A 20,224-nucleotide genomic window follows, 5' to 3' on the forward strand; every position below is an offset into this window, starting at 1 on the left:
AATACTGACCAACCGAACCCGTGTGCGGTGCGTCACACGCGTGCGGGCAGCGTTGGGAAAGTAGAGGAACAACTCCATGACGTCCACGATTGAAGAAGCCCCTGCCGAAACGGGACTCGCGCGGATCGCGCAGTCGCTCGCACGGTGGACGGAGAAATGGTTTCCCGACGCGTATGTCTTCGCATTAGCGGGCGTATTCATTGTGGCCTTGGCGGCGTTCGCCAACGGCTCGTCACCGAAATCGGTGGCCACCGCGTTCGGCGACGGCTTCTGGGACCTGACCGCGTTCACCCTGCAGATGACGATGGTGGTGCTCACCGGCTATGTCGTCGCCACCTCCCCGCCGGTCGCCCGGCTGATCGACCGGCTCGCCGTCATACCGAAGTCCGCGGCGGGCGCGGTGGGTTTCGTTGCGCTGCTTTCCATGTCGATTTCGTTCCTGAACTGGGGCCTGAGTTTGGTGTTCGGCGGCCTGCTCTGCCGGGCGATCGCGCGCCGCACCGACCTGCGGGTGGACTATCGCGCACTCGGCGCGGCGGCCTTCATGGGGCTGGGCGGCGTATGGGCTCTTGGCCTTTCGTCCTCGGCCGCGCAGCTACAGGCCACCGCGGGCTCGCTGCCGCCCGCCCTGCTGAAGATCACCGGCGTGCTCGACTTCGGGCGCACCATCTTCACCTGGCAGTCCCTGCTCATGTGCCTCATCCTCATGGCGCTGACCGTGGTGATCGCGTATTTCTCGGCCCCCAAGGGCGAGGCCATCAAGACCGCCGAGATTCTGGAGGTCGACCTGGACGACCAGCCCGAGGAGGTGACGCCGCGCTCCCGGCCCGGTGAATGGCTCGAATACAGCCACATCCTGCCGATCCTGGCAGGCCTGATGACGTTGGCCTGGTTGGTCTTTCAGCTGCTCGACAAGCCGGTACTCACCGTGGTCAGCAGCCTGAACAACTATCTGCTCGTCTTCCTGATCCTCGGCCTGGTCCTGCAGGGATCGCCGCGCAAGTTCCTGCAGGCGGTCACCCTCGCCGTGCCCGCCACGGCGGGCATTCTGGTCCAGTTCCCGCTGTACGCCGCCATGGCCGCGATCCTCACCAAGTCGAAAGGCCGTGGCGGATTGACGGTTTCGCACCATCTCGCGGAATTCTTCACCAGCATCGGCGGCGGCGGCAGTTTCGCGATCGTGATCGCCGTCTACACCGTGGTGCTCGGCATCTTCGTCCCGTCCGGCGGCGGAAAGTGGCTGGTCGAAGCGCCTTACGTGATGCAGTCGGCGACCGACGTGCACATGAACCTCGGCTGGACGGTGCAGATCTACAACGTGGCGGAGGCGCTGCCCACCCTGATTAATCCGTTCTTCATGCTGCCGCTGCTCGCGGTGCTCAAGCTACGGGCGCGCGATCTCGTCGGATTCACGTTCCTGCAGTTCATCTTCCACCTGCCGGTGATCCTGCTGCTCGTGTGGTTGCTCGGCTTGACGTTCGACTACGTCCCGCCGATCATTCCCGCAACGCCATGAGCTGAACCGCCGCTAATGTGGTACTGCGGGAACGTATCCGGTGCGGACAGCGCTTCCCGCGGCACGATGCGACGGGTGTGCGCGTAGACGGCCGCGTGCACCCGATCGCGAACGCCCAACTTGGCCAGCACATTCGAAACATGTGTCTTCACGGTCTGTTCGCCGACGCCGAGCGCCTCGGCGATCTCGGGGTTCGTATACGCCCTCGCGATGAGCATCAGCACCTGATGCTCACGCACGGTGAGGGTCTCGGCCTCCGGCGCGGCGGGGAACGGCTCGATCCCGGTGGCCAGGCGGGTGACCAGGCGGCGGGTCAGGCTGGGATCGATCAGTGCGTCGCCGCGCGCCGCCATCCGGACCGCGGAGATCAAGCCCGTGGACGGCAGTGTCTTCACGAGAAACCCGGATGCGCCGAGACATAGTGCGCGGTAGAGGTTTTCGTCGGTACCCGAGCTGGTGAGGGTGAGGATGCGGGTGGCGCCACCGAGTGCCGCGAACGCGTCGATGGTGGCCGGACCGTCGAGACCGGGCAGATCGAGGTCGAGCAGCGCGACATCCGGTCGGAGTCGTTCGATTTCCCGGATCGCGGCGACGCCGTGGTCGACCTCAGCGACGCATTCGATATCCGGCTGGGTGCCGATCGCCGCCCGCAGGCCCGAACGGAATACCGCGTGATTGTCGGCCAGCAATACCGAAATCGTCGAACGTGATGTGGACTCGGTGTCGGTCTGCGACCGATCGAAATTCCGGTCGCAATCGATCGGCTGATGTGTATCGACCGCACTGCTCGCCGAGGCGCTGGGCACTCCGGTCACCGACAGCGTCGCCGCGGTGATAGCGAGGACGAATGACGAAGCGACCTTGCGCAACGGGTGATTCGCCGCCGAGTCCGATCGTGGATTCATCGTCAGCGCAGGAACCCTTCGTAGTTTTTGTTCATCACTTGGCTCTCGAGCTGTTTGATCGTATCCAGTCCGACGCTCACCACGATAAGCGCGGAGGTGCCGCCGAACGCAAGACTCGGCGTCGTACCGGAGGATCCGATACCGAGCAGCAGGTTCGGCAGTACTGCCACGGCACCGAGATAGGCGGCGCCGGGCAGGGTGATCCGGCTGAGCACGTGATTCAGGTAGTCCGCCGTCGGCTTGCCCGGCCGGAAGCCGGGCAGGAACCCGCCGAACTTCCGCATCTCGTCGGCGCGTTCTTGCGGGTTGAAGGTGACCGCCACGTAGAAGTAGGTGAAGAACACGATCATCGTGAAATAGATCGCGACGTACACCGGGCTGCCCGGATTGACCAGGTACTTCTGAATCAGCTCCTGCCACTTGGATTGTGGGCCCGAACTATGTTGGGTGAGCTGCGCGAGCAACTGCGGCAGATACAGCAGCGAGGACGCGAAGATCACCGGAATGACTCCGGCCTGATTGACCTTCAACGGCAGATACGTCGACGAACCGCCATACATCTTCCGGCCGACGACCCGCTTGGCGTACTGCACCGGTATCCGGCGCTGCCCCTGCTCGACAAAAATCACGGCGATGATCAGCAGAAACACCGCGACGCACACGGCAGCGAAGATCAACGCGCCCTTGCTGTCCAGAATCGACCTACCCTGACTCGGGATCTGCGCCGCGATACCGGTGAAGATCAGCAGCGACATCCCGTTCCCGATGCCGCGCTCGGTGATCAACTCGCCGAACCACATGACCAGCGCCGCGCCCGCGGTCAGCACCAGCACGATGATGATCATGCCGAACAGCGAGGTGTCGGACAGGATGTGCTCGGGACACCCGCGCAGAAGCTGCCCCCGCGCGGCCAGCGCCACCAGCGTCGAGGCCTGCAACACCGCGAGCGCCAGCGAAAGATAGCGGGTGTACTGCGTGATCTTCGCCTGGCCGGTCTGGCCCTCCTTGCGCAGTTCCTCGAACCGCGGAATCACCACGGTCAGCAGCTGAATGATGATGCCAGCGGTGATGTACGGCGTGATCCCGATCGCGAATACCGAAAGATGCAGCATCGCGCCGCCGGAGAACAGGTTGATCAGCTGGTAGATACCCGCGGATTCACCACCGGACGCAATCGCGATGCACGCGCGAACAGACCGGAAATCGACACCGGGTGACGGCAGTGTCGCACCGAGCCGATACAGCGTGAGCAAGCCCAAGGTGCAGAGAATCTTCCGCCGTAAGTCCGGAGCCCGAAAAGCCGACACGACGGCGGAAAACACACAATCCTCCTGGCGAACGACGCTGGCGGACAGGGCGAATCCGCTCGGATCGCGGACAATCGAACCTGCCAAGGGCCTTCGACGGTACGGAGTATCCGTAGCCGTCCACGTCGCCCGAGAGTCGGACTTATGCCTCCCCCGATCGGGGGAAAGTCACCTGGACCTGGCGATTTAGGTGCGCACCACCAGGACGGCACCGGCGGCGAGCACCGCGAGCACGATCGCGGCGAGGCCGTAAACCAGACGGTGCGAGCGCAATACGGGCACGAAGCGATCGACGGCGTAGCGTCCGGGCCCGGTCAGGGTGATCGCGGCGGCGGCCGCGGTGAGGATCAGTTCGTACTCGATGCCCTTGGGCGCGAAGAACGCTCCCGTGCCCTTGACCGCGAGTGCGTTGAGCAGCGTGCCGACCACCGCGGCACCCGCCAGCGGGGTGAGCAGGCCGATCGCGAGCGCGAGCCCGCCGAAGGTTTCGGTCACACCGGCAACGAAGGCCATCGCCTCACCGGCCGGATATCCCTTGCTGGTGAAGAACTTCGCGGTCCCGTCCAGGCCGCCGCCACCGAACGAGCCGAACAGCTTCTGGGCGCCGTGCGCGGCCATGGTCAGCCCGACCGCGATGCGCAGCAGCAGGAGTCCGGCGTCGTAGGCATGCGGAGTAGCGGCATGCCCTGTCGTCTCGATCGGAGCATCGGTGGTATCGGTGCGCGAAGTTGTTGCGGTGTAACTCATCTGGTGTTCCTTTCGGTGGGTGCGGTCGAACGGATTCAACCAAATTGGATGGAGCGTTTGGCCAGGCCGAGCCAGAAGCCGTCGATCACGCTGCGTTGCGTGGCCAGGTCGGTGCCGGCGGCGCCGAGTGAAACGAACAGCGGCGCGAAGTGTTCGGTCCGCGGATGCGCCAATTGCGCTGCGGGAGCTTTGTGTTCGAAGTCGAGCAGGGCGTCGACATCGCCGGCGTCCAGCGCGCGGTGGCCCCACTCGTCGAACTCGGCCATCACCGGGTGCACCGAGCCGTCATCGTTCATTGCCCGCAGGTTGTGCGTGAAAAAGCCACTGCCGACGATCAGCACACCCTGGTCGCGCAACGGTGCGAGTTTGCGGCCGATCTCCAGCAGACCGGTCGGGTCCAGGGTCGGCATCGACATCTGCAGCACCGGCACGTCGGCGTTCGGATACATCTCGACCAGGGGCACGTACGCGCCGTGGTCGAGTCCCCGATCGGGCGCGTCGTGCACCGACATCCCAGGTCCGCGCAGTAATCCACGCACATCCTCGGCCAGTTCCGGCGCACCCGGCGCGGCATAGGTCACCCCGTAGTAGTGCTGCGGGAAGCCCCAGAAGTCGTAGATCAGCGGAACCGTGGTGGTCGCACCGATGGTCAGCGGCGCGTCCTCCCAGTGCGCCGAAATCATCAGCACCGCTTCGGGTTTCGGCAGCTCCGCGGACCATGCGGCCAACTGGCCCGGCCAGACCGCGTCATCGGCCAGCGGCGGAGCGCCGTGCGACAGGTAGACAACGGGCATTCGCATCGCTCTCAACCCTTCCGTGTAGTTCAAATTTGAACATCTATCTCCGATGGTAGGTTATTGTTCGAATTTGAACAACCATGAGAGGTGAGCGGATGGCCGAGCCACGCTGGCTGGACGACGAAGAAATGCGCGCCTGGGAAGCTTTCCTCGCCGCGACCGCACTGCTGAACCGTCGCATCGAACAGCAGCTCAAGGACGAAGCCCACCTGTCGCACGCCCAGTACGAGGTCCTGGTCCGACTGGCCAGGGCCCCGGGCAACGAACTCCGGATGACCGAACTCTCCGCAGCCCTCTTCGCCTCCAAGAGCGGCCTCACCTACCAGATCGACCAACTCGCCAAGGCCGGCTTCGTCCGCCGCAGCCCCGCCCCCGGCGACCCCCGCGGCATCATCGCCACCCTCACCCCCACCGGCCTCCGCAAACTCGAAGCCGCAGCCCCCGGCCACGTCGCAGTAGTCCGCGAACTACTGATCGACGTACTGACCCCCGACCAGCGCAAGGCCATCGCCGACGGCCTCGGCGAGGTAGCAAGCAGACTCAACGCCACATAGTTGCCGGATGGCGAATTAACGCCCACTTTTGGCATGTCGTAAACATGACTGTGCAGGTCCGACCTAGAATCCGAGCGGTAGGTCGAGGATTCGCTCGCGCGGTGCTGGCCGGTGTTGGCTGGGTTGTTTGCCGCGGTTGACAGCAGGGAGACCGCTCATGACCTTGCGTGCACACTCCGGCGTGACAGCGCGGCGACTACCGGGTTGGCGGCGGTTGGTTGCGCTGGTTGCTACGGCGTTGGCGCTGTCGGGGGTGCCGATCGCGACGGCCGAGCCTGGTGATGTGCCGCTTGGGCTGCCTGCGCTCGGGCTTGGTACGTCGATGACATTTCCTGGGGCCGAGCATCAGGTTTCGGTGAATATCCCGCTGCTGCCCGGTCTGGTGCCGACCGCGCTGGTGGGCACGATTCAACTGCCGCCGCATGTGGCGCGGGGGTCGCTGGAAGTGCATTCGGGTGAGCGGCTGATCGATCGGGTCGAGCTGCCGTTGGTGCCGCGGGCACCGATCCGGTTGTCGCTGGGCGGGGCCGAGGTTATCGATAACGCGATCTCGGTGACGGTCACCTCCTCGCTGATCTCCGAGGCGGGTGCGTGTGTCACCGACTGGCTGGGGCGGCCGTTGACGATGGTCGAGGCCGGCGTCATCTACAGCGGTGAGGAGCAGCAGCCCGCGACGGTGGCGGACTTCCTGCCGCCGGTGCTGCAGAAGCTGACGGTGTATTTGCCCGCCGAGCCGAAGAAGGTGGAGAGCGCCGCGGCGATGTCGCTGACCACCGCGGTGATCGCCCGGTACGGGAATCAGCAAGTGGCGGTGGATGTCCGGCCGGTGCAGCCGGGCGCGGCGGTGCCCGATCATCCGCCGGGCTTTCTGGAGCGGCAAGTGGTGATCGGCGAATCGGCGGACTTCGGCCTGCGTTTGGCGGGCGGGCCGACGCCGGTGCTCACCATCAACGGCAACGAGAAGACCCTGCCGGACCAGATGCGGCTGCTGGTCAGCGATCTGGCCAAGGTGGCGATCTCCTCGGCCGCGACCGCGGTGGCACTGCCGCCCGCGCCGCAACTCGCGCCGGACAGTACGACTCTCGGCGCGCTCGGTCAGACCCAGCTCAGCTCGACGGCGATCGGCCCGGTGCGCGTGGATGTGGGCATCGACCAGTCGCGGCTCGGGCGGCCCGCCAAGGACGTGCGAGTTCGGTTGCGTGGCAGCTACACCCCGCTCCCGGACACCTTGAACGGTCAGCTCACGGTGAGCGCGGGTACGACCTATATCGACAGTTGGCCGGTGGACGGCTCGGGCCGGATCGACCGGTGGATCTCCATCCCGAACGCCACCCTCGGTCGCTTCACCACCTTGTCGGTCACGTACCAGCAGGCAGGGCTCACTCACGGCTGCGGCCTGGAAGCGCCGCTGACGCTGACGATCGATCCGAGCAGCGAGGTGACCAGCGCCACCGCGACACCGCCGATCCCCGGCGGCTTCGGCGCGCTGCCGCAGGCCCTGCTGCCGGACGTGCAAATCGGCTTACGGACACCGGGTTTCGCGGACACCGTGCGTGCGGTGACCGTCCTGACCGGACTGCAGCGACTGACCACCATCCCACTGCGCCCGGAGCTGGTGACCTTCGATCAGGCCGTCGCCGGCAAGTCACCGGCGGTGCTGATCGCGGCGAACGGCGATGTACCGGAGGCGATTTCGCTGCCGCTCCGACAGACCGACGCGGGCCTGGCCTTGACCGGCGAGGACGGGAAGACGATCACCAGGATCACCACCGATCCGAAGACGCCGTTCGCGTCGTTGCAAAGCACCTGGTCCGGTGGGCGGACCGTCGTCGTCGGTTCATCGAGTGACACCCCCGAGCATCTGGACCGGGTACTCGGCTGGCTGAACGCCGATCTGAACCGCTGGTCCCGCCTGCACGGCGCGGTCTTGTTCCAGGCCGGAGACCGGCAGCCGGAGTTCCTCGACCCCGCCACCGCCGCGCCGACGACCACCGACAGCTCCGAAATGACCTCCCTGGCAAAGATTCTCACCGGAGCTGGCGCCGCCGTGGTGCTACTCGGGGTGCTGGCCGGGCTGGTCGTACTGGTGCGGCGCGGCAGGCGGTAGATGTCCGCCGACTCGGCAGTACGCGGACACGCCCGCGGGACCGTCACCAGAATCGCGGCGCGCCTGGTGCTGATCCTGCTGGCCACCGCCGCCGCGTTCTGGACCACCTGGGTCCGGCTGGTGCACGACACGTGGACCGGGTCGAGCATCGGGTTCGTCTTCGTCCTGCCGGTGCTCGCGATCTTCTCCGCGATCGGCATCACCCTGCGCCGCGGGCCGGAACTGCCCATTCACGACCGGCAGACCGATCTGATCGTCGGCGTGATCGGGCTCGGATTGTCCGCCTGCACACTGGGTTTGCTGACACCGCGCTATCGCTATCTGTACGAGATGTTGCACCTGGACCTGCTGGCAGCCTGGCTGTTCGTCGTCTCCGCCTGCATTCTGTTGTTCGGCCTGCGCCCCACTACTCGGTACTGGCCGTGCTGGCTGCTGCTGCTCGCCGCGTTCCCGCCGCCGTACCGGGCCATGCGCGTCATCGTCGGCGGCGGCAGCGTCTCGGCAGGCGCGACGATGCTGCTGTTCGCCGCGTTCGCCGCCGCGATCGCGGTGGGCCGCACCAGAACCCGCGCCTGGGTCGGCGCGGGGCTGGCGTTCGCCGTGGGTTGTGCGGTGCTCGTAGTGCTGCGGATCTGGTTCCCGACGGCGCGCGTACTCGTCTATCAGGCGGTTCCGTCGGTGGTCGCGGTGCTGGTCGTCGCGGCGGTGATGTACGTGGACTGGCGTCGCCGCCGCGGTATTTCACTCACCCCGCTGGACCGCGATCTGGACCCCCTCACCGCGCCGCAGGCCTGGGCCGCCGCCGGTACGGTGGCCGTCGCCGCGATTCTGATCATGATCATTCCGATTCCACCGGACTACGACCGCACCTTTCCGGAACGGCCCGGACTCGTTGTCGCACAGCCGCATACCGTGCCACCCGGCTGGGACCAACTCAGCGAACGGCAATATCCCTGGGCGCAGAACTACTTCGGCCAGGGCACCTCGATGACCAGGCAGCTGCTGCGCGCCGAGGAACCCAACCCGCTGTGGGACAACGAATCTCGCCGTCGCCGCCTCGTCATCGACACGGTGCGCGCCAAGGACCAGTACGCGATCGATCGGTACCCGGAGTTCGTGCTCTACAACATGCCCCAACCACGGATCAGCCCGCCGACCCGAATCGATCTCGGCCACGGCATCACCGCCCGATTGAACACCGTGCTCGACGATCGACGGCTGCTCAGTTGGACGTGGCTGACCTGGAATTGGAGCGGCACCGACGGTTCGGAGCGGATCAGCCTGATCGCGGCCGACAACCACGAGTCCGATGCCGCGTTCCCGCCGCCGCAGCCCTCGATGCTCGGCATCTTCGAGAACTTCCTGCATCAGTTCCTGCGCGGGAAAGCCGTGGTGCTGGACTCCGAATCCGAGGACGTCGACTCCGATGCCGAGCACAAGGACCGGGACATGCTGCTCTCCGTCGCACGGGCCATCGTGGCCGGAACCGAGGCGAAGTGACGACGGCCCGCGCCCCCGAACCAGGGTCGGCCAGTGCCCGTGCACTGCATTCCGCCGTGCACGGCCTGCGCGAATCCGACCCGATGGCGTCCGCCTCGGTGGCTTTCCTACCGTGGCAACGCAATACCGCGCTGGGCCTGGTGCTGCTGATCGCGGTGTGCGCGGTGTTCTTCCCGATGGGCACCTGCACCGTGCTCGTCGCCCTGTGCACCCTCGGCTACCTCACCGCGATGGGCGATCGAATACTGATCTTCCAACGCGGCATGGCCAGGGACGCGATCATGACCGTCAGCGATGAACGCGCGCTGGCCTTGACCGATGCGGAACTGCCGCCGTACACGATTCTCGTTCCGGCCTATGGCGAACCCGAGGTGGTCGGCGATCTGATCGGCGCGATGACGGCGCTCGACTATCCCAAGGACCGCCTGCAGGTGCTGCTGTTGCTGGAGGAGGACGACTCCCCCACCATCGAGGCGGCCCGGCGCGCCGGCATCGGCACCCTGGACAGCGTCGACCACGTCACCATTGTCCTTGTGCCGGAAGCACAACCGCGCACCAAGCCCAAGGCCTGCAACTACGGCCTGCATCAGGCCACCGGCGATATCGTCACCATCTACGACGCCGAGGACATCCCCGATCCGCTCCAATTGCGCCGCGTGGTGGCGGCTTTCGCGGATCTGCCACCCGACGTGGTCTGCATCCAGGCCAAGCTCGCCTTCCACAACGGGCGCCAGAATCTGCTCACCGCCTGGTTCACCGCCGACTACGGGCTGTGGTTCGGCTTCCTGTTACCCGGGCTCATGCGCAGCAAAGCGCCGATTCCGTTGGGCGGCACCTCGAATCACTTCAAGCGCGATGTGGTGACCGATATCGGCGCTTGGGATCCGTACAACGTCACCGAGGATGCCGATCTCGGTGTCCGCATCGCGGTATCGGGCTATCGGACCGCGGTGATCGACTCGACCACCCTGGAAGAGGCCAATCCGGATCCGATCAACTGGGTGCGGCAGCGGTCCCGCTGGTACAAGGGCTATCTGCAGACCTGGCTGGTGCACACCCGGCGGCCGATCCGGTTGTGGCGCAGCATCGGCACGGTCAGCTTCATCCGATTCACGCTGATCCTCGCGGGCACCCCGATCATCGCCTGCCTGAATCTGGTCTTCTGGTTCATCACACTGTCCTGGATTCTCGGCCAGCCCGCGGTGATCGGCCAACTCTTCCCCGCCTACGTCTACTTCCCCTCGCTGATCGCGATGATCATCGGCAACGGGGCGACCATCTACATGAATCTGCTTGCCTGCCGGGAGAACAACCGATCCGACCTGCTGGTCGCCTGCCTGACCGTGCCGCTGTACTGGCTGCTGATGAGCATCGCCGCGGCCAAGGGCTGCTACCAGCTGGTGCGCAATCCGTCCTACTGGGAGAAGACCTTTCACGGCCTCGGCACCAAGGAGGACAGCGAGTGAGATCACGCTGGATCTTCGTCGCGTCGACGCTGCTGTACCTGGCCGCGGGCACCTGGTTGAGCGCGGGCAACGGTTTCCTGATGGGCGACGCGCTCAGCCGGGTATCCGCCACCCAGGCAACGCTGTTCAGCCGGGATCCACATCTGTCGGCGATCGGATTCGTCTTCACGCCGTTGACGTCGCTGGCCCAGTTGCCGATGGTCGCACTCGCGCAATGGTTTCCGGGCATCACGGTCTGGGGACTGTCCGGTGTGCTGATGTCGGCGTTGTTCATGGCAGGTGCGGTGGTGATGGTGTTCGGCATCGGCACCGATCGCGGTGCGCCGCTGTGGCTCAGCGGTGGCGTCGCGCTGCTGTTCGCGATCAACCCGATGGTGGTGTTCTACGGCGCGAACGGGATGAGCGAGGCGCCGTTCCTGTTCTGCCTGTGCTGGGCGATACGCAGGCTCATCCGGTGGATGCGCACCGACGACGCGAACGACCTGACGGCGTGCGGTATCGCGCTCGGGCTCGCCTACCTGACCCGGTACGACGCACTGGCACCCGCGGCCGCCGCGGGCGCGCTGGTCTTCGTAGGCACCTATCGGCGTAGTCGCGGCGAGAGCCACCGATGGCATTGCGCCGTTATGGATTTCATCCTCGTCGTGCTACCGGTGGCGGCCGCGTTCGTGGTGTGGGCGGCGACCAGCTGGTTGATCACCGGGCAGGCGTTCCAGCAGTTCAGTTCGCAGTACGGAAATTCGTCGATCCTGCAGCAGTCGAGTTCTTCGGCGACCGAAACCACTGCGGCACTGGAGTACTCGACCGCCGCGACGCTCATCCTCGGACCACTACTGCCGCTGCTCGTTCCGACCGTCGGTGCGCTCGCGGTGCGCAGGCGCGACGCGCAAGTGGTGGTGCCGATTCTGCTGTGCGGTTCGGTGCTGGCCTTCCAGGCTTTCAGCTACGCGAGCGGCTCGACCTTCGCATTCCTGCGGTTCTATGTGGCGGCGATACCGCTTGCCGCCGTCTTGGCACTGCAGGTGGCACCCGTGCGGGGATTTCCGCCGAGCCGCAGGCCCGGCAGGCACGCCGCGACCGCCGCACCGGAACCGGAACCGATCTCCGGCAAACACCGCGTCCGAGTGGGCTGGGGCACACCGGCCGTCGGCATGGCGCTGACCCTCGTACTGCTGACCGGCGCGATTCCGTTGACGGCGTGGGGAATGTCGAGCCATGCCATCTCCGTGCAGGAGTACTCGCTGGGCGCGGTGCTGTTCCCGGATCCGGACAACGCGTCCGAGCGCCGGGCCGACGAACGCCGGATCGCCGCCACGTTCGCGACCGAGCGACGGCTGGCGAACTACCTCGACGCCATGGACCTGCCGCGCGGTGCGGTGCTGATGGATACCGTGTACGGCTTCGCCGTTGTCGTCGCATCGCACCGGCCCGACCAATTCGTGGTGCCCTCGGATCGCGATTTCGTCCGGGTCCTCAACCGGCCCGCCGAACGCGGCGTGAAATACATTCTCGCCGTGCCGAACAAGGGACGCGGCACCTCGGACGCGGTGAATCGACGCTATCCCACCATCTACGAGAACGGCAGCGGCATCGCGACATTGGTGCTCGAGGTGCCCAATGACGGTGCGGGTCAGCCGGAGTGGCGCGTCTACCGGGTACTCGGCGCGGACTGAGCGCTCAACCCACGGTGGTTCGCTCGGCGGCCAACGACCAGAGCGGATCATCGGGACCGACGTCGAAGGTGCACTGATCGGGTCGCGGGTCGGGCACGAATGCCCAGATCAGCGCCCCCGCCGACCCGGCCGCGCGTTGCGCGACGAACTTCGCGTCCAGGTGCGCGCGGCGGTCTTCGAGACTGCCGCAGGATCCGGCCTCTTCGCCGATCTCGGCCACCAGCAATGGTTTTCCCAGTTGGGCCGCCTGGCGCAGCCGAACACCCAAGCCGTTCCACTGATCTCCGGGCAGCGAGTCACGGGTGTAGTCGTGGTACTCGACCACATCGATCTGCGGGGACGCGCTGACCGTGCGGAACTCATCGCCCTGGGTGCCACACTGGCCGCCGCCCGCATACCCGGCGAAGATCAACCGGTGCGGATCCAGTTCGCGCACAATGGTTCCCGCGTCATCCATGAACTTGCGCAGCACCGCCGCCGCGTCCGGCGGGCAGGTTCGGGCGGGCAGATCGCAGTGATTTCCGGTGCAATTGCTGGGCTCCGGTTCGCCGACGAGTTCCCATCCGGCGAGTACCGGAACACTCTTCCACCGATCCACGGCGGCCTTGGTCCAGTCACGGAAGCTCATCACGGCCCGCCCGGGGACCGGACGGACGGTGGTCCAACCGTTGACGTACCACTGCCGCTGTTTGAACTGCTCATCCGCACAACCACCGTCCTGCGGTGACAGCACCGGCAACACGACCTGCCGGTACTTCTCGGCCGCGGCGAACACCGCGTCCGCCGCGCTGAAGTCCACTGCGCCGGTCCGCTTGTTGATCGCCAACGCTTGGAACAGGTTGAAGCGGGTCAACGAATTGGCAGGCAGCGCACCGAAGTAGCTGTCCAGGTCGGTCTGCGCGCCACACCCGAAGTTCACCGACCAGTTCGTCGCCAACTGTGGTGCGTTGAACCCGGCGGGCCACCACGGCGCACCACGCAGTCGCAACCCTTGCGGCGAGGCCGTGACCACCGCCTCCGCCGCAGGAAGCGTTGACCGCGGCGGTCGTCCGTCTTTCGGCGCGAAGGGATGATCCGAACAACCACACACCCCGAGCACCAGACCGACGACAGTCAGCAGACCGGCGAGACGAGCCCTCTCGGCAGCCACCGCCCGGCCTAACAGGCCGACTCGACTGTGAAACCCGGGCAATCGTGCGCATTACACGTGGTCACAGGCTCACGCTACGCGAATCCGACGGCCATCCGCGCTCGACACGACATCGCTACCCGTTGTCGTACTGCCAGCTGCGCAGCGCCCACCACCAGCGCAGGGTGTACTGGACGGCCCCCGGCCCAGGCGGTGGCTCGAGTGACATCCCGGTCAGTTCACGCAGTCGGCGCAGCCGATATTTGACGGTGTTGCTGTGCACGTGCAGCGCACTCGCGGCGGCGTCGAGCCGGTTGTCGTGATCGAGATAGGTGAGTGCGGTAGCGACCAGCTCCCGGTGGAATCTGTCGTCGGTCGACAACGCGTCCAGCAGTGGCGCGGCAATCAGCCGGTCGAGCTCAGGCGCGGCCTGCCGGGCAATGTCGAGGGTGACATCGGCGGCCAGATCGCCGAGCTGCACGAGTCCCTGCAAGCCGAGACGCAGTCCGGTGTCGCGTGCCGCGCTGCACAGTCCGTATGTCCCAGGCAGCTCTGCCACCGCGCACGCCGGACTGGCCACCACCAGCGTTGCGCCGACGACCTCGGCCGGCGGCAGACTGGCGACCACCCCGCAGAGCATCCCGTTGACCAGCCCGAACAATCCGCCGCGCCCGGCGAGCCGCGGTTCGAGCCGCTGCGCGGTCTGCACTCCATATTCGGCGGTAACCAGACAGTGCGCGCGACCCGCAGGATCCAGCCCGACTCGACGCAGCTCGTCGAGGTCGAGATCGGCCTCACCGAGCATGAGCTGACGAAGCAGCTGATTGCGTTGGTCACGATCGGTGCGGGCCAACCGCAATTCGGTGGCTCGATGCGCCCGGGTGGCTTGGTGTTCCTGCTCGATAGCCAACTCGTTCAGTTCGATGACCAGATCGACGAGCGCGTTCGGATCAGAGCCCGCCTTGCGCAAATACTCGACAAGGGCCGACAGCGCCACGGCAGTGCCGACATGCATGCCCTCGTGCAACGCCTCTAGAGGCACGCCCTGTTCGGCGCGGTCGGCGCCGAGCTGCCGCGCCAAATCCAGCTCTTCGACCGAGAGCGGACGTTTCTCGGCCAGCGACCGTAGCGTCGAAGTGGCCATCTTGCGCAGGTAGCCGGATCTTTCGTCTTGGGGCAGCGCCGCTAGGTGGGTGGACCCGGGCGGGATCGGCGCTACCAGTGGACCGAGCCGGTCCAGATCCGCACTCAACTCCCCGACGAGCTTCCGCAACGCTTGCTCGGCCAGGTCGCCCATCGCAGCCTCCGTTGTCGCTGATCGACAAGTTTCGGATTCAACGTTAGCCCGCACCTCACTATTAGCGGAATGGTTGCTGGAGGTTTCATTGATGCAGGCCAATAAGAGCCTCTGCACATCAATCCAGTCCCCGCCAGGAAAGTGAGTTCCGCATGAATGTTCGAACCATCGTCCTCGCCGCCACCACCGCCGCTACCGGTGCGGTCGCCGCCACCGTGATCGGTGCCGGGACCGCCTCGGCCGCCGTCCCGATCGCCGCCCCCGACGAGGGCCTCTACGGCGTCCAGCTCTCCCCCGGCGAAACCCAGGCCCTGGCCAACGGCCCGATCCCGGCCCTGATCAACCAGACCGTCCCGAAAAGCAACATCAGCGTCGGCGTCGAGTCCGACTCGAACCTGGACCAGGACGAAGGCTTCGTCTACGCCTCCCTGCGCGAGGTCATCGGTGAAGCCGCCAACCGCCCCAACGGCAAAGTCGACCTCCTGCTCGCCCCCGGCCCCGAACTGGTCATCTTCCAAGACTGGTCCTGACCCCGCCCGGCTGGATCGCGATCGTCGGAGGGGAATGCTCGCACCACAGCCGTGCTGAACGTTTCTCGGCAGCGGTCGGCGCGTAGGTCACCACGTTCGACCACCGAACGGGCCTACGCGCCGATCGAATACACAAACCTGAATCCCGAATCGATCGCTATCGATCAACATCGCACCCACCAAGGGGCCATATTTGGCCAACCGGACAAGTTGATCTCGGGCAAGCCCCAAGATCCGATGTCATTGCCGAGCAATCGATTTCGGGTATCCGGAATGAAATCTCGGTGTACCGTTTGCCCGAAACGTCCTGCCGCGTTTCGGAGGAGCGCGGCGGGCGATGCGAGCAGTAGCTCGCCGAGTTTTACGGGTAGTTGGGCAGGGAAATACAATGGCGGACAACGAAGTCGACCATTCGGCGGCAAATCGGCAGTTGACCGGCGCGCGGAATGCCGCCGATACACAACTCGCCCTCGACGGGGGAAATCCCGTTCGATTGGAACCTTGGCCGACTTACGACCGCGGTGCGGTGTGCGTCCACCCCGAAGATGAGGAGGCGGCGCTGCGAGCGATCCGCAGCCACCTCTACTTCAGGTACGACTACCGGCCCGCGCACGAGACCGAGTGCGGCCAGTTCGAAGCGGAACTGTGCCGCTATTTCGACTGCAAACACGCATTGGCCACGTCGAGCGGCACCACGGCCTTGGCGCTGGCCATCATGGCCGCGGGCATCGAACCCGGCAGCCTGATCGCTTGTCCCGGTTTCACTTTCGCCGCGACGCCGAGCGCCATCATCCTCGCCGGTTGCACGCCATTCCTGGTCGACGTGGACGAAAACCTCCACTTGGACGTGGCCGACCTACGCAGCCGGTGGACCCCGCAGGTCAAGGCCATCATGGTCGTGCACATGCGCGGCTTCGCCGGGGATATGGCCGCGCTGATCAGTTTCGCCGCGGAAATGGGTGTGCCGGTATTCGAGGACGCGGTCCCGGCACTCGGCGCCGAACTGGGCGGCCGCAAACTCGGCACCTTCGGCCTCGCCGGCGCCTTCAGCACCCAGTCGGACAAGGCGCTCAACAGCGGCGAGGGCGGTTTCCTGCTCACCGACGACAGCGCCCTGTTCGCCCGCGCCACCGTGCTTTCCGGCGCCTACGAGGGTCGGCTACGGCGCCACTTCCCGGATGGCGAACCACCGATCGCCACCGACCTCGACCTGCCGCTGCTCAGTTTCCGGATGGACGAGATCCGGGCCGCACTGCTGCGCGCCGAACTCGACAGGTTGCCGATCCGGCTGGCCGCCTTCCGACGCAACTACGATTACGTCGCAACAGCATTGGCCGATATCGCGGGCATTCATATCCGGCGGCCCGTAGCGCCCGGCGCCTACCTGGGTGAGGCGTTCATCTTCCTGGTTCCCACCGGCGCCGCGCAGTGGTTCGCACGAGCGCTGTGCCACGAGGGCATCGAAGCCCGCAACCTGGGCTCGGACGCCGACCACAATATCCGGGCCTTCTGGAACTGGCGGTTCATGTTCCCCGGCATGGACACCGCGGCCATCAAGGAGCTGCTGCCCAACGCGACGAGCTATTTACAACGGGCAGTGGACATTCCGCTCTCCTCGACGCTGTCGGAGGCGGACTGCGACCATCTCGTCGCGGCGGTGCGCAAGGTCGTCGGCGCGCTCGCGGCGACCACCGACGAAGGCACTAGTTCCGCGTGGGCCGGACACCGATGACGGCCCCCTCCGAAACGGGAGCGTTCCCACGCCTGGCCCTCGCCGGCGTGTTCGGCGGACTGTTCTGCGGATACCTCGGCCTGTCCGCGGCGATCCCGGTGCTGCCCGCCCACGTGCGGGATCAGTTCGGCGCGGGCGATCTCGCGGTCGGGCTCGCGGTCACCGCCACCGCGCTCACCGCGCTGCTCACCCGGCCGATCTTCGGCGGGCTGGCCGACCGCCACGGACATCGCACCGTCATGCGGTTCGGCGCGCTCGCCATCGCGGCGGGCGGGCTGCTCTACTTCCTGCCGATCGGTTTCGCGGGCCTGATGGTGGCGCGGCTGCTGGCCGGTGTCGGCGAGGCGGCGCTGTTCGTCGCGGGCGCGGTCTGGACCGTCTCGCTGGCGCCGCGCAGTCGGCGCGGTCAGGTGATCGGGCTCTACGGCGTCGCCATGTGGGGCGGCATCTCGCTCGGCACCGCGCTCGGAGCGGTGTTGCGGCACTTCGGCATTGACGCGGTGTGGGCGTTCTGCGTGGCGGCACCGCTCGTCGGTCTCGTGCTGATCAGCATCGTCCCACCGCAACCACACGTCGAGTCCTCGGGCGGCGGACGCGGACTGATGTTGCGGCCCGCAGTGCTGCCCGGTCTCGGCCTCGCACTCGGGGCCGCGGGTTACGTCGGCCTGGCCGCGTTTGTCATCACCGGCCTGCAGGAACGCGGAATCGACTCGGGCGTCATCGTTTTGAGCACCTTCAGTGCCGTGTACGCGGGCACCCGTCTGGTCATCGGCCACCTGCCGGACAAGCTCGGACCGCGCCGCGTCGCATCCTGGTGTGGCGCAGGCGAAGCCGCGGGACTGCTGATCATCGCCTGGGCACCGAACCTGCCGCTGGCGGTGCTCGGAGCCGTGGTGATGGGTGTCGGGTTCTCGCTGCTGCATCCCTCCTTGGCCCTGATGGTCATGAACAACACCGAAAGCTCCAAGCAGGGTGCGGCACTCGGCGCATACACCTCGTTCTGGGATCTGGGCCTGTTCGTGTGGGGCCCGGCCACCGGCGCGATCGCGGCCGGCTTCGGCTACCCCGCCGTCTTCGTGGTCGGCGCGGCCTGCGCGCTCGCGGCCTCACTGCTGGCCATGACGATCCGGCAATCGGTACTCACGGAGAAAACGGTCGATAGATGACGAACACACCATCGGGCAAGGCACCGCTGAAGGTCCTGTGCATCACCGGCTGGTGCCGCAACGGCAGCACCATCATCGGCAATATCCTCAACGAGATCCCCGGTCTCTTCCACGTTGGTGAGCTGCACTTCCTGTGGAAGAACGCGGCGGGCCGTGGCGTGAACGAGGACTGCGGCTGCGGGCGAAAGCTGGTCGACTGCCCGGTCTGGTCGACGATCCTGCCGGTCGGCCAGCCCGCGGGAACCACCTTGGTGGCGCACGCCGACACCGTCATCGGGCGTCAACTCAGCAGCGTCCGAACCCGGCACACCTGGCGGGTGCTGCGGGGCCCGCGCAGCGAGCAGCTCCGCGCGCATGCCGCCTTGATGACCGAGATCTACCAGGCCATCGCGAAACGCACCGAGTCGCAGGTGATCATCGATACTTCGAAGGTCCCCGGTGAAGCGGCACTGCTCGCGTACCTCGACGGCATCACCCCGTACTACGTCCATCTCGTGCGCGATCCCCGCGCGGTGGCCCAATCATGGAGTAAGCCAAAGGAATACGTGTACGCCATGGGGCCAGGCAAGAGCACCGGCTACTGGTCCGGCTTCAATCTCGCCTCGCACGCGATCACCAAGCGCTATCCGGAACGGTCGATGTTCCTGCGGTACGAGGACTTCATCGCCGATCCGGCGGGCACGATCGACCAACTGCTGCGACTGATCGACAGCGACACCGCGGCCAACCCGGTCACCGATCGAACAGTCGAGTTGCACACCAATCACACGGTCACCGGGAATCCGGACCGGTTCAACATCGGCGCCACCGTCGTCCGTCCGTCCGACGACTCCTGGCGGACCAAGCTGCCGAAGTCGGCCAGGCGAACGGTCGCGGCACTCTCGTGGCCGCTGGCGCGCCGGTACGGATACGAGTTCGGCACAGCGGACTCGAACGGAAAGGGCTAACCGAGTGGATCTGGGTCTGGAGAACAAGGTCGCCCTGGTAGCGGGCGGATCGAGCGGCATCGGGCTTGCCATCGCCAGGGAACTGGCCGTCGAGGGTGCGCACGTCGCCATCGGTGGGCGCGACCCCGAGCGCCTCATAGCGGCGGAGCGAGCCGTCAAAGAGGTTGCGCGGGGCCGGGTACACGCGACCAGCGTGGATATCACCGACAGCGCGGCAACCCACCGCTGGATCGACGAGGTCACCGCGGAATTCGGCGGCCTGCACATCGTCGTCGTGAGTGGCGGCACGCCGCCGACCGGCAATGCGGCCAACTTCGAGATATCCGACTACCGAGCGGCGGTCGACGGGGTGTTGCTGCCCGCCGTCGACTTGGCGCTCACCGCATTGCCCTATCTGCGGAGTGCGCGCTGGGGCAGGCTGCTGTTCGTCGCGTCGGAGACGGCGAGCGTCCCGATCAGCGGTCTGGCCATGTCCGGCGTCACCCGCGCGGCCATCGTGCGGTTCGCCCAATCCCTCGCCGCCGAGGTGGGCCGGGACGGTGTCACGGTCAACGTGCTCGCACCGAGCGCGACCCGCACTCCCCTACTGGAACGCGTTGCGGCACAACAGGCTACCGACGGCGCGGTCGAAGCACAGTTCGACGCGATGGGCACGCACACGGCCGTCGGCCGGATCGCCCGCCCGGAGGAGATGGCCGCCGTGGCCGCCTTCCTGGCGAGCGCACGGGCCTCCTACCTCACCGGCACGGTCCAGTTGGTCGACGGCGGCGCGAGCGTGCTCGGCCCGACCTCGGCGCACCTGCCCTGGGAAGCCGAAGTCACCGGCTCCGCGAAATCGGAGTGAACAGCAC

17 protein-coding genes are annotated in these 20,224 nt (G+C 66.4%); 11 read left to right on the forward strand and 6 right to left on the reverse strand.

What is annotated here, in order from left to right:
• Positions 1-76: 76 nt before the first annotated feature.
• Entirely contained in the window at positions 77-1,516 is a 1,440-nt protein-coding gene (locus ACIBK2_RS21335; RefSeq protein ID WP_396969282.1) for a short-chain fatty acid transporter, read from the forward strand.
• Here the strand turns inward: ACIBK2_RS21335 and ACIBK2_RS21340 are convergent.
• The 4 genes from ACIBK2_RS21340 to ACIBK2_RS21355 form a co-directional block, all read right to left on the reverse strand.
• Positions 1,483-2,421: a response regulator gene (locus tag ACIBK2_RS21340; protein WP_396969283.1), complete on the reverse strand. Its 939-nt coding sequence runs from the start codon at positions 2,419-2,421 to the stop codon at positions 1,483-1,485. The two genes, ACIBK2_RS21335 and ACIBK2_RS21340, sit on opposite strands and share 34 nt — an antisense overlap.
• A gap of 2 nt (positions 2,422-2,423) precedes the next feature.
• Positions 2,424-3,743: a preprotein translocase subunit SecY gene (gene secY, locus ACIBK2_RS21345; RefSeq protein ID WP_396969284.1), complete on the reverse strand. Its 1,320-nt coding sequence runs from the start codon at positions 3,741-3,743 to the stop codon at positions 2,424-2,426.
• Between the two features lie 171 nt (positions 3,744-3,914).
• Positions 3,915-4,475, reverse strand: coding sequence for a DoxX family protein (locus tag ACIBK2_RS21350; RefSeq protein ID WP_396969285.1), 561 nt, complete (start codon positions 4,473-4,475; stop codon positions 3,915-3,917).
• A 35-nt stretch (positions 4,476-4,510) separates the two neighbouring features.
• Positions 4,511-5,269 (reverse strand): dioxygenase, encoded by a 759-nt coding sequence (locus ACIBK2_RS21355; protein ID WP_396969923.1) that lies wholly within the window; start codon positions 5,267-5,269, stop codon positions 4,511-4,513.
• 98 nt (positions 5,270-5,367) lie between these two features.
• Here ACIBK2_RS21355 and ACIBK2_RS21360 point away from each other — a divergent pair, with 98 nt between their 5' ends.
• The 5 genes from ACIBK2_RS21360 (at position 5,368) to ACIBK2_RS21380 (ending at position 12,572) form a co-directional block, all read left to right on the forward strand.
• The gene (locus ACIBK2_RS21360; protein ID WP_396969286.1) at positions 5,368-5,826 is read left to right on the forward strand and encodes a MarR family winged helix-turn-helix transcriptional regulator; all 459 of its coding nucleotides are present in this window, start codon (positions 5,368-5,370) and stop codon (positions 5,824-5,826) included.
• A 157-nt stretch (positions 5,827-5,983) separates the two neighbouring features.
• Positions 5,984-7,933, forward strand: a complete 1,950-nt coding sequence (locus tag ACIBK2_RS21365) for a hypothetical protein (RefSeq protein ID WP_396969287.1) — start codon at positions 5,984-5,986, stop codon at positions 7,931-7,933.
• Positions 7,934-9,433 (forward strand): hypothetical protein, encoded by a 1,500-nt coding sequence (locus ACIBK2_RS21370; protein WP_396969288.1) that lies wholly within the window; start codon positions 7,934-7,936, stop codon positions 9,431-9,433.
• The gene (locus ACIBK2_RS21375; RefSeq protein ID WP_396969289.1) at positions 9,430-10,899 is read left to right on the forward strand and encodes a glycosyltransferase; all 1,470 of its coding nucleotides are present in this window, start codon (positions 9,430-9,432) and stop codon (positions 10,897-10,899) included. Before ACIBK2_RS21370 ends, ACIBK2_RS21375 begins: the two co-directional genes overlap by 4 nt.
• Positions 10,896-12,572 (forward strand): ArnT family glycosyltransferase, encoded by a 1,677-nt coding sequence (locus tag ACIBK2_RS21380; protein WP_396969290.1) that lies wholly within the window; start codon positions 10,896-10,898, stop codon positions 12,570-12,572. The genes ACIBK2_RS21375 and ACIBK2_RS21380 overlap by 4 nt, the downstream gene beginning before the upstream one ends.
• Positions 12,573-12,576: 4 nt before the next feature.
• Here the strand turns inward: ACIBK2_RS21380 and ACIBK2_RS21385 are convergent, their stop codons facing one another.
• Together ACIBK2_RS21385 and ACIBK2_RS21390 are read right to left on the reverse strand one after the other, a co-directional pair.
• Entirely contained in the window at positions 12,577-13,722 is a 1,146-nt protein-coding gene (locus ACIBK2_RS21385; protein WP_396969291.1) for a beta-mannosidase, read from the reverse strand.
• A 115-nt stretch (positions 13,723-13,837) separates the two neighbouring features.
• Positions 13,838-14,998: a PucR family transcriptional regulator gene (locus ACIBK2_RS21390; protein ID WP_396969292.1), complete on the reverse strand. Its 1,161-nt coding sequence runs from the start codon at positions 14,996-14,998 to the stop codon at positions 13,838-13,840.
• A gap of 152 nt (positions 14,999-15,150) precedes the next feature.
• Between ACIBK2_RS21390 and ACIBK2_RS21395 the strand changes: the two genes are divergently transcribed.
• The 5 genes from ACIBK2_RS21395 to ACIBK2_RS21415 all read left to right on the forward strand — a co-directional run bounded on the left by ACIBK2_RS21395 (position 15,151) and on the right by ACIBK2_RS21415 (position 20,217).
• A complete protein-coding gene (locus tag ACIBK2_RS21395; RefSeq protein ID WP_396969293.1) occupies positions 15,151-15,528 on the forward strand; it encodes a hypothetical protein in 378 nt (125 codons plus the stop codon).
• Positions 15,529-15,916: 388 nt separating this feature from the next.
• Entirely contained in the window at positions 15,917-17,260 is a 1,344-nt protein-coding gene (locus ACIBK2_RS21400; RefSeq protein ID WP_396969294.1) for a DegT/DnrJ/EryC1/StrS family aminotransferase, read from the forward strand.
• Positions 17,257-18,426, forward strand: coding sequence for an MFS transporter (locus ACIBK2_RS21405; RefSeq protein WP_396969295.1), 1,170 nt, complete (start codon positions 17,257-17,259; stop codon positions 18,424-18,426). The genes ACIBK2_RS21400 and ACIBK2_RS21405 overlap by 4 nt, the downstream gene beginning before the upstream one ends.
• Positions 18,423-19,373 (forward strand): sulfotransferase, encoded by a 951-nt coding sequence (locus ACIBK2_RS21410; protein WP_396969296.1) that lies wholly within the window; start codon positions 18,423-18,425, stop codon positions 19,371-19,373. The genes ACIBK2_RS21405 and ACIBK2_RS21410 overlap by 4 nt, the downstream gene beginning before the upstream one ends.
• Positions 19,374-19,377: 4 nt before the next feature.
• Entirely contained in the window at positions 19,378-20,217 is an 840-nt protein-coding gene (locus tag ACIBK2_RS21415) for an SDR family NAD(P)-dependent oxidoreductase (RefSeq protein ID WP_396969297.1), read from the forward strand.
• Positions 20,218-20,224: the final 7 nt, after the last annotated feature.

Origin of the sequence: Nocardia sp. NPDC050175, from assembly GCF_044459885.1 — a bacterium.
Taxonomy (GTDB): Bacteria; Actinomycetota; Actinomycetes; order Mycobacteriales; family Mycobacteriaceae; genus Nocardia.

Bases quoted from the DNA above. Each gene is read 5' to 3' on its own strand.
- ACIBK2_RS21335 (WP_396969282.1), top strand. From the start codon at position 77: ATGACGTCCACGATTGAAGAAGCCCCTGCCGAAACGGGACTCGCGCGG.
- ACIBK2_RS21340 (WP_396969283.1), bottom strand. From the start codon at position 2,421: ATGAATCCACGATCGGACTCGGCGGCGAATCACCCGTTGCGCAAGGTC.
- ACIBK2_RS21350 (WP_396969285.1), bottom strand. From the start codon at position 4,475: ATGAGTTACACCGCAACAACTTCGCGCACCGATACCACCGATGCTCCG.
- ACIBK2_RS21355 (WP_396969923.1), bottom strand. From the start codon at position 5,269: ATGCCCGTTGTCTACCTGTCGCACGGCGCTCCGCCGCTGGCCGATGAC.
- ACIBK2_RS21360 (WP_396969286.1), top strand. From the start codon at position 5,368: ATGGCCGAGCCACGCTGGCTGGACGACGAAGAAATGCGCGCCTGGGAA.
- ACIBK2_RS21365 (WP_396969287.1), top strand. From the start codon at position 5,984: ATGACCTTGCGTGCACACTCCGGCGTGACAGCGCGGCGACTACCGGGT.
- ACIBK2_RS21370 (WP_396969288.1), top strand. From the start codon at position 7,934: ATGTCCGCCGACTCGGCAGTACGCGGACACGCCCGCGGGACCGTCACC.
- ACIBK2_RS21390 (WP_396969292.1), bottom strand. From the start codon at position 14,998: ATGGGCGACCTGGCCGAGCAAGCGTTGCGGAAGCTCGTCGGGGAGTTG.
- ACIBK2_RS21395 (WP_396969293.1), top strand. From the start codon at position 15,151: ATGAATGTTCGAACCATCGTCCTCGCCGCCACCACCGCCGCTACCGGT.
- ACIBK2_RS21400 (WP_396969294.1), top strand. From the start codon at position 15,917: ATGGCGGACAACGAAGTCGACCATTCGGCGGCAAATCGGCAGTTGACC.
- ACIBK2_RS21405 (WP_396969295.1), top strand. From the start codon at position 17,257: ATGACGGCCCCCTCCGAAACGGGAGCGTTCCCACGCCTGGCCCTCGCC.
- ACIBK2_RS21410 (WP_396969296.1), top strand. From the start codon at position 18,423: ATGACGAACACACCATCGGGCAAGGCACCGCTGAAGGTCCTGTGCATC.